The sequence below is a fragment of the Micromonospora sp. DT229 genome (genome assembly GCF_049844505.1).
GTDB lineage: Bacteria > Actinomycetota > Actinomycetes > Mycobacteriales > Micromonosporaceae > Micromonospora.
Genome location: NZ_JBNCLD010000018.1, coordinates 68966 through 78038 on the forward strand (window position 1 = coordinate 68966; position 9073 = coordinate 78038).

9 protein-coding genes and 1 riboswitch are annotated in these 9073 nt (G+C 71.3%); of the genes, 5 read left to right on the forward strand and 4 right to left on the reverse strand.

The annotated features are described in order from the left end of the window. The first annotated feature begins 86 nt into the window (after positions 1–86). Positions 87–911 (forward strand): MEDS domain-containing protein, encoded by an 825-nt coding sequence (locus tag ACLQ2T_RS23530; protein WP_425768524.1) that lies wholly within the window; start codon positions 87–89, stop codon positions 909–911. Next, on the forward strand, positions 908–1954 hold the full coding sequence (locus ACLQ2T_RS23535; RefSeq protein WP_425768525.1) for an anti-sigma factor RsbA family regulatory protein: 1047 nt from the start codon (positions 908–910) through the stop codon (positions 1952–1954). Before ACLQ2T_RS23530 ends, ACLQ2T_RS23535 begins: the two co-directional genes overlap by 4 nt. Here the strand turns inward: ACLQ2T_RS23535 and ACLQ2T_RS23540 are convergent. From ACLQ2T_RS23540 to ACLQ2T_RS23555, 4 genes are all read right to left on the reverse strand, one after another. Beyond that, entirely contained in the window at positions 1932–2105 is a 174-nt protein-coding gene (locus ACLQ2T_RS23540; protein WP_425768526.1) for a CsbD family protein, read from the reverse strand. The two genes, ACLQ2T_RS23535 and ACLQ2T_RS23540, sit on opposite strands and share 23 nt — an antisense overlap. A 71-nt stretch (positions 2106–2176) precedes the next feature. Beyond that, the gene (locus ACLQ2T_RS23545; protein ID WP_425768527.1) at positions 2177–4423 is read right to left on the reverse strand and encodes a heavy metal translocating P-type ATPase; all 2247 of its coding nucleotides are present in this window, start codon (positions 4421–4423) and stop codon (positions 2177–2179) included. Between the two features lie 11 nt (positions 4424–4434). Beyond that, entirely contained in the window at positions 4435–5385 is a 951-nt protein-coding gene (locus ACLQ2T_RS23550) for a hypothetical protein (RefSeq protein ID WP_425768528.1), read from the reverse strand. Positions 5386–5417: 32 nt separating this feature from the next. Beyond that, on the reverse strand, positions 5418–5627 hold the full coding sequence (locus ACLQ2T_RS23555; RefSeq protein WP_425768529.1) for a heavy-metal-associated domain-containing protein: 210 nt from the start codon (positions 5625–5627) through the stop codon (positions 5418–5420). Between the two features lie 118 nt (positions 5628–5745). Between ACLQ2T_RS23555 and ACLQ2T_RS23560 the strand changes: the two genes are divergently transcribed. The 3 genes from ACLQ2T_RS23560 to ACLQ2T_RS23570 all read left to right on the forward strand — a co-directional run bounded on the left by ACLQ2T_RS23560 (position 5746) and on the right by ACLQ2T_RS23570 (position 9062). Next, complete coding sequence (locus ACLQ2T_RS23560) at positions 5746–6042, forward strand: metal-sensitive transcriptional regulator (protein ID WP_425768530.1); 297 nt, start codon at positions 5746–5748, stop codon at positions 6040–6042. Between the two features lie 325 nt (positions 6043–6367). Beyond that, positions 6368–7747: a YibE/F family protein gene (locus tag ACLQ2T_RS23565; RefSeq protein ID WP_425768531.1), complete on the forward strand. Its 1380-nt coding sequence runs from the start codon at positions 6368–6370 to the stop codon at positions 7745–7747. 166 nt (positions 7748–7913) lie between these two features. After that, a riboswitch (cyclic di-AMP (ydaO/yuaA leader) is annotated at positions 7914–8044 on the forward strand. Between the two features lie 4 nt (positions 8045–8048). Beyond that, positions 8049–9062, forward strand: coding sequence for a coiled-coil domain-containing protein (locus ACLQ2T_RS23570; protein WP_425768532.1), 1014 nt, complete (start codon positions 8049–8051; stop codon positions 9060–9062). Positions 9063–9073 lie beyond the last annotated feature (11 nt).

Sequence of the window (9073 nt, forward strand, 5' to 3'; positions counted from 1 at the left end):
CCGCCCGACCTGGTGCACCGATCGACGCCCTTGACTGGCGCGGTCGGCCGGCATGGGTCGTAAACTGCGACGATGAGGCGCGTGAGGTGATTGAGCAAGCCCGAGGGCACGGGCATACGTGCTGGGCCTACGACGATCCCGCCGAGTTCACCAGCCGGGCGGAGGACTTCCTCCGCGCCGGCCTGGCCGCCGGCGAGCGGGTCTGGTACGTCGTCCCGGACTCACCCGAACCGGTCCGCGACCGGTGGCGCGAGCTGGACCTGTTCGCCGATGCGCTGCCCACCGGTGCCGCCGAGGTGCTCACCCTGGACACGGCCTACTCCGGTCTGGCGGTGATCGACCCGGCCGATCAGGTGTCGGCGTACCAGTCGGCCATCCAGGCGGCGTTGGACGCCGGCTACCGTGGCCTGCGGGTCGCCGCGGACTGCACCGATCTGGTCCGTACCCCGGCCCAGCGCGAGGCCTTCGCCCGCTACGAACAGCGGTTCAACCGGATGATGCACGGGGCGGCCTTCCACGGCATGTGCGGGTATCACCGGCCCGAGTTGGGTGATCGGGCGGTCGCCGAACTGGCCTGCCTGCATCCGGAGCACAATGTCGCGAACGTGCTGTTCCGGCTGTACGCGCCGACGGCACACCAGGGTCACGCAGTGCTCGTCGGGGAACTCGACCCGGCCAACCACGACCTGTTCCGGGACGCTCTGGAACGCACCGAACTGCGACCTGTCGACGGTGAGTTGATAATGGATGCCGGTGGGCTACGTTTCCTAGATCACCGTACGCTGGTCCACCTCAGTGAGTACGCCCAGCAACGGGAGGCGAGACTGGTGCTGCGCGGCGCCCCGGCCGGCACCGCACGACTTGCCGCCCTGTTGGATCTACCCGCTCTGTGTGTGGAGGTGACCCGGTGAGAACGGGTCCGGCCGTTGGACGGTCCGGCTACTTCCACGAGGCCCTGTGCTACGCCTCGGACGAGGAGTTGCTGGCCGTCACGGTGCCCTTCCTGCTCGACGGGGTGGCGGCCGGCGAGCCGACCTTCGTGGCGCTCGGCGAGCGCACCGGCGGCCTGGTCCGCTCGGCGTTGCCGGCCGACAGCGGGGTGCAGTTCCTCACCGGCACCGGGGTGTACGCCCGGCCCACCGCCGCGATCCGGATGTACCGCAAGCTCCTGGCCGACCTGGTGGCTGACGGCGCGGAACAGATCCGGATCATCGGCGAGGTACCGCTGCCGTCACTCGGGCCGACCTGGGACTGGTGGGCCCGGTACGAGGCGGCGATCAACCGCGCGTACGACGACTGGCCGTTGTGGAGCATGTGCGCGTACGACACCCGGATCACCCCGGCCGAGGTGTTGGCCGATGTCGCCGCCACCCACCCCCATTTCGCCACCGCCGACCAGGGGCACCTGCCCAGCCCCGGCTTTCTGCCTCCGGAGACCTTCCTGCGGGGCAACCGTCCGATGCCTCCCGACCCGATCCAGGCGTACCCGCCGGTGCTCGAACTGACCGACCCGACCGCCGCCCAGGCCCGCTCGGCGGTGCACCGGGCGGGTCCCGGGCAGCTGCCGGCGGAGGATTTCGACGACTTCGTGATCGCGGTCAGCGAGATCGTGACCAACGGGCTGCGGCACGGGTCTCCTCCCGTGCGGCTGCGCCTGTGGACGGCCCCGGACCGCATCGTGGCCACCGTCAGCGACACCGGCAAGGGGCCGGAGGATCCCTACGCGGGCCTGCTGCCGCCGACCGACGGCAAGCCGGGCGGACTGGGCCTGTGGATCACCCACCAGTCGTGCAACCACGTCACCCACTATCGGGACGCCGAAGGCTTCACCCTCCGGCTCACCGCCGGTCAACCCCCGGTGCCGGGCATGGCCGTACACGCCGAACCGCCGGGCGACGACAGTCGGCCCGGCGGTTCGGTGGATCAGCAGGTCAGCTCCGGAACGCGTCCTTGATCTTCTCACCGGCCTGCTTGACGTTGGCGCGGGTCTGATCGGCACGGCCCTCGGTCTCCAGACGCTCGTTGTCGGTGACCCGGCCGACACCCTCCTTGACCTTGCCGGTGGTGTTCTCGGTGCTGTTGTTGAACTTGTCCTCGACACCCATGTCAGCCTCCCGGGCTCGTTCGTTGGCTACCTCCATCAGATACCCAGCCGAGCGCCGCCGAACCACCGAAGTCAGCTGACCGTCCGGAACCGACGCAGCCGCAGACTGTTGGCCACCACGAAGACCGAGGAGAAGGCCATCGCCGCTCCGGCGATCATCGGGTTGAGCAGCCCGGCGGCGGCCAGCGGCAGCGCCGCCACGTTGTACGCGAAGGCCCAGAACAGGTTGCCCTTGATGGTGCCCAGGGTGCGCCGGGCCAGCCGGATGGCGTCCACCGCGGCCAGCAGGTCGTCCCGGACCAGGGTCAGGTCGGAGGCCTCGATCGCCGCGTCCGTGCCGGTACCCATCGCCAGGCCGAGGTCGGCCTGGGCCAGGGCAGCGGCGTCGTTGACCCCGTCACCGACCATCGCCACCACCCGACCCTCGGCCTGCAACCGGGAGACGACCTCGACCTTCTCCGCCGGCAGCACCTCCGCGATCACCTCGTCGATGCCCACCTCGGCGGCCACCGCCGCCGCGACGGTGGCGTTGTCACCGGTGAGCAGCACCGGGGTCAGGCCGAGAGCCCGCAGTCGGCGTACCGCCTCCCCGCTGGTCGGCTTGACCTGGTCGGCCACCGCGAGCACGGCGCGGGCCCGGTTCTCCCAACCGACGAGCACCGCCGTACGCCCGGCCGCCTCCGCCTCGGTCGCCGCCCGCGCCAGATCCTCCGGTACGACCAGACCCCGCTCCCGCAACAGCCGGGGTCGACCGAGCAGCAGCTCGCGGCCCTCCACCGTGCCGGTGACGCCCAGCCCGGCGACGTTCGCGAAGCCGGTGACCGGCGGCAACTCGCCGACCTCGGCGGCCCCGGCGACCACGGCCCGGGCCACCGGATGCTCCGAGCCGGCCTCCAGGGCGGCGGCCAGCCGGAGCACCTCGTCCCGCTGCTCGCCCGCGCCCGGGGTCACCTCCAGCAGGGTCATCCGTCCGGTGGTGACCGTGCCGGTCTTGTCCAGCACTACCGTGTCCACCCGCTTGGTGGACTCCAGCACCTCCGGCCCCTTGATCAGCACACCGAGCTGGGCTCCGCGTCCCGTGCCGACCAGCAGGGCGGTCGGGGTGGCCAGGCCCAGGGCGCAGGGGCAGGCGATGATCAGTACCGCCACGGCGGCGGTGAAGGCCGCGGTCGGTCCGGCCCCGGAGCCCAGCCACCAGCCCAGGGTGCCGGCCGCCAGCAGCAGCACGACCGGTACGAAGATCCCGGAGATGCGGTCCGCCAGCCGTTGGGCGGCGGCCTTGCCGGACTGCGCCCGCTCGACCAGCCGGGCCATCTGGGCCAGTTGGGTGTCGCCGCCGACCCGGGTGGCGATGATCACCAGTCGGCCGCCGGCGTTGACGCAGCCGCCGACCACGGGATCACCGACCCCGACCTCGACCGGCACCGACTCCCCGGTGACCAGGCTGGTGTCGACCGCCGAGGAGCCCTCCTCCACCTTGCCGTCGGTGGCGATCTTCTCGCCGGGCCGCACCACGAACCGGTCCCCCACCGTCAGCTGCTCGACCGGGATCCGGGTCTCCACCCCGTCACGCAGCACGGACACGTCCTTGGCACCGAGTTCGAGCAGGGCCCGCAGGGCCGCTCCGGCGGTGCGCTTGGACCGGGCCTCGAAGTACCGCCCGGCGAGGATGAAGGCGGTCACCCCGGCCGCCGCCTCCAGGTAGATGTTGCCGGCGCCGTCGGTACGGCTGATGTCGAAGCTGAAGGGGTGGGTCATTCCGGGGGTGCCGGCGGTGCCGAGGAGCAAGGCCCACACCGACCAGCCGAAGGCGGCCAGGGTGCCCACCGAGACCAGGGTGTCCATGGTCGCGGCGCCGTGTCGCAGGTTGACCAGGGCGGCCCGGTGGAACGGCAACCCGCCGTAGACCACGACCGGGGCGGCCAGCACCAGCGACAGCCACTGCCAGTAGGTGAACTGCCAGGCCGGCACCATGGCCAGCACGATCACCGGCACGGCCAGTGCCACCGAGACCCACAGCCGGGTACGCAGGCTCCGCAGTTCGTCCACCGGCTCCTCGCCGGTGGCTTCCGCGGCGGGCGGCTCGGGCAGCCTGGCCTGGTAGCCGGTCTTCTCCACCGTGGCGATCAGGTCCTGCGGGGTGAGCGACTCCGGGTAGGAGACGCTGGCCTTCTCGGTGGCGTAGTTGACGCTGGCCTGCACCCCCTCCAGCCGGTTCAGCTTCTTCTCGATGCGGGCGGCGCAGGCGGCGCAGGTCATCCCGCCGATCGACAGCTCGATCTGATTGGTCGCGGTGGGCAGCGGGCTGCTGGTGGTCATCGCTGGTCCCGTCAGTTGTGCTCGTGTCCGGGGGTGCCGTGCGCGTCGGCGATCAGGCCCTCCGGGCTGGGGATGGCGCCCGGGTCACCTACGTGCACGGTGAACTCGGCGGTGCGTACCACCCCGTCGTGGCGGAAGTCGAGATAGAGCCGGTACGCCCCGGCCGAAGGGAACTCGGCGCCGAAGCGCACCTGGGGCCCGGGTGCCGTCCGCCCGTCCCCCGGCCGACCCTCGGGGTGCACGTGCAGGTAGGCCAGGTCCCCCTGGCGTAGTGCGACCAGATGGCCGAAGGCCCCCAGGTACGGTTCGAGATCCCGGACCGGCACCCCGTCGCGGCTGACGGTGAAGGTCAGGGCGGTGCTGCCGCCCGGCTGGGGGGTGCCGTGGAAGTCGACGGTGTAGTCGTGGACCCGGGTGCTGCTGGCCGGGGCGGGCAGGAGCTGCTCGGTCAACTCGCCCGGCACGGTCAGGTCTACCCCGAGGGTCAGGGCCTCGCCGCCGGTCGGGGTGAAGTCGGCGAAGGCCCGCCACACCCCGGGGGAACTCAACGGCGAGGCGACCCGCCAGGTGCCGTCGGCGGCCATCTCCGGGTGCACGTGCTGGAAGCCGCCGAGATCCCGCCGGGCGACGATCAGGTGCATCGGCTTGTCGTGGGTCACCTCGTACCGGGTCACCGGCTCACCGTCAGGGCCGGTGATCCGGAAGGCGAATTCGCCCTCGGGGGCGGCGATCGGCACCAGGGTGTAGCCCCGGTCGGAGACGAGCAGACCGCCCGGCAGGTGCCCACCGGGATCCGGCGCGTCGTGCCCGGGTGCGGTCGTGTCGTGCGACCCGTCGCCCGCCTCGTGGCCCTCGGCGACGATCGGGGCGGCCGGGCCGGCCAGCTGACCGACCCCGTACGCCGCGCCGAACACCGCCGCCAGGCCTAGCGCGAAGCCGGCCAGCTTCGTCGCTGCGTTCATCGTCGCACCTCGGGTTTCCGCCGCCGGTCGCCTCAGGCGCCGACCAGCTCGTATCCGGCCTCGTCGACGGCCGCGCGGACCGCGTCGTCGTCCAGCGGCTGTTCGCTGGTGACCTTGACCTGACCGGCGGCCAGGTCGACCGCGACCTCGGTGACGCCGGGCAGCGCGGTGACCTCGGCGCTGACCGCGCTGACGCAGTGTCCGCAGGTCATGCCCTGCACCTGGTACGTCGTGGTGACCATGGAACTCTCCTTCTCCGGTGACCCGGCCGAGGGGCGGCCGGCGTCTGGAAGAATACCCACGGGGGGTACCCAAGAGCGACCCTAACATACCCCCTGGGGGTAGGTTATCCTCGTTACCATGACCACACCCGCGCCGATCCGTGGCTACACCGCCAGCAAGGACCAACTGCTTGCCCGGCTGCGGCGGGTCGAGGGTCAGGTACGCGGCGTCGAGAAGATGGTCGACGAGGATCGCTACTGCATCGACGTGCTGACCCAGATCTCCGCCATCCAGGCCGCACTGGACAAGGTCGCCCTGGGCCTGCTCGACGGGCACGCCCGGCACTGCATGCACACCGGCGCCGCCGAGGGCCGCGCCGACGAGATGGCCACCGAGATGATGGCCGCCGTCGGCCGCCTGATGAAGCGCGGCTGAACCCCACCCACCGGCACCCCGGTCCCCGGCCGCGAACCGCCGAGGAACCGGCGCGGCCTGCGATCCATTCCCGGGCTGGCTACGATTCGCAGACGATGGTCTGCCGACATCCGGGCCCACCGGCCTGCGTCCGCCACCGGCGGCGCACCCGCATCCGCCGCCACTGTCCGGCGTCCGGCCAGGCCCACCCCGGCAATCACCGTACGCAGCGGGTCCGCCACATTCCGGCCACCTCGGCCGCCCACCGCGACAGTCGTACGACCGGGCTGAACCGACTCGCCCGCCGACACGTACTCCGCTGAAGAGATCGTTGGGAGACTATCGAATGGGCGCCGATCACAGCCGGGCCGCTCCGCCCACCCCGCCCGGGGTGCGGCGGATCCTCATCGTGACGGTCGTCCCCCTCTTCCTCGTCACGTTGATCGCCGCCCTGGTGCTCTGGCCCCGCGACGCCCCTCGCCCGGAGGCCGCCGACGACCTGCCCCGCTACCAGGGCACGGTTACCCGGGTGGTCACCGAACCCTGCCCGCCCAACCCTGCGGTGCCGGAGGGCACCCCGACCACCGGCGGGGGCCCCTGCGGCACCGTCACGGTACGGATCCAGGACGGCCCGGACGCCGGGCAGCAGGTCGACACCCCCATCCCGGCCGGGCCGGGCGCCCCCTCGGTGAGCGTCGACGACGAGGTCATCCTGGTCTCGCTGATCGACCCGGAAGACCCCTCGATCAGCACCTACAACATCGCCGAACACCAGCGCGGTATGCCACTGATCTGGCTGGGGGTGCTCTTCGCCGCCGCCATCGTGGCCTTCGGACGACTGCGCGGGCTGGCGGCCCTGGCCGGACTGGCGGCCAGCTTCGCCATCCTGCTCACCTTCGTGCTGCCGGGCATCAGCGCCGGTCAGCCGCCGTTGGTGGTGGCCATCGTCGGCGCCGCGTTGATCATGTTCGTGGTGCTGTACCTGACCCACGGGGTGTCCGCGCAGACCTCGGTGGCCGTACTCGGCACCCTCGGTGCCCTGGTGCTCACCGGGCTGCTCGGCCTGGCCGCGACGAACGCCACCCACCTGACGGGTTTCGGCAGCGAGGACGCCACCACCCTGTCGATGTTCCGGGGCGATGTCGACCTGCACGGCCTGCTGCTGGCCGGCATCATCATCGGCTCACTGGGGGTCCTCGACGACGTCACCGTCACCCAGGCCGCGGCGGTCACCGAGCTGGCCCACGCCAACCCCAACCTGTCCCGCCGCCAGCTGTACCGCTCGGCCACCCGGGTAGGCCGGGCGCACATCGCCTCGGTGGTGAACACCATCGTCCTGGCGTACGCCGGCGCCTCACTGCCCCTGCTGCTCCTGCTGACGGCCGACTCCCGCGCCCTGGGGCAGATCCTCACCAGCGAGTTCCTGGCCCAGGAGATCGTCCGCAGCGTGGTGGCCACCCTCGGGCTGATCGCCGCCGTACCCCTGACCACCGCCCTGGCCACCGTGGTGACCACCGCCGGTCGGCAGCGTGGCGGGACGGACCTCGCGGCCACCGCCCCCGACGAGGTGGCCGCCGTCGGCGAAGGCCGGCCCCGGATCCCCCGGCCGACGACGGACCGGGCCGATGCACTGCGGGCCCTCAGCGATCCGCGTACCCGTCACACACCCCCCGCCACCCGTTCGGAGTGGCCCGAACCGGACAGGAGCACCGACACCCCATGGTGACACTGCTCAACGTGAGCACGCCGACCACATCGGTCGATATGCGTGGCGCTCGTCACCCATTGCGATTACGAAATGACGTATCTCGCCGGGTTCGGTACGTAGAAGCCCAGACGGACTCTCGGGTAACCTCACTGCCGGTCACCGCCGAAGGCGCGCACCAGCGCCTGCGGTGCCACCGCCCAATCGCCGCCAGGCGAGCCGGGGACCCAGGTACCTGGGGTGAATCCGCACCAGCGGTAGGGGCCACTTCCGTCCCGAACCCGTCAGCTAACCCGGTCGGCGGTCGATGGAAGGGAAGACAGTGACGGCACCCCTACGCCGCTGGTTGACGCCCGTGGTGGCCGTGTTCGCCGCGTTCGCCGTCTTCGCCGGTCCCCTGCCGGCGACGGCTGCGCCGAACGCCCCCAAACCAGCCGGTCATGATGACGACCCGCCAATGCTCAACGAGCTGATCGAGGCGACCAACCGGGACTACACCAAGGCCAAGTCGAAGCTGGAGAAGTCCAAGAAGAAGCAGCTCAAGCTGGCCGTCGAACTCCGCCGCGCGGAGGCCGACCTGGACTCCCTCGCCCCACAGGTCGCCGAGATCGCCACCCAGTCGTACCGGACCGGTCGGGTGGGCGCGATCGCCATGCTGTTGCAGACCGACGCACCGGACTCCTTCATCCACCGGGCCTCCGCCCTGGACGAGCTGAACCTGGTCAACAGCAAGAAGCTGGCCGAGGTCAACGCGGTCAAGCGCCGCGCCGAGACGGCCAAGCTGGCGCTCGACGCCGAGGTACGCGAGCAGCAGAAGCTGACCAACGACATGGCCCGCAAGAAGAGCGACGCGGAGAAGTCCCTCCGACTGGTCGGTGGGGTAGGCCTCACCGGTGGCCTGGTGGCCGCCACCTCCCCGGTAGCCCGCCCCGGCCCCAACCGGGCCTCCGACGGCGGCTGGAAGCCCGAGTCGTGCAACCAGGACGACCCGACCACCTCGGGCTGCATCACCGCGCGCACCCTGCACATGTACAAGGAGGTCAAGCGGGCCGGGTTCAACCGGTTCGTCGGCTGCTACCGCCCGGGTGACAAGTGGGAGCACCCCAAGGGGCGGGCCTGTGACTGGTCGTTGCAGAACAGCGGTTTCCGACCCTGGTACAACGACGACACCCGGATCTACGGCAACAACCTGGCCGCGTTCCTGGTCCGTAATGCCGACCGGCTGGGTGTCTACTACGTGATCTGGAACCGGCAGATCTGGTTCCCGGCGACCGGCTGGAGTTCCTACAGCGGCCCGTCGAACCACACCGACCACGTGCACGTCTCGATGCTCTAGCGTCCCCGACA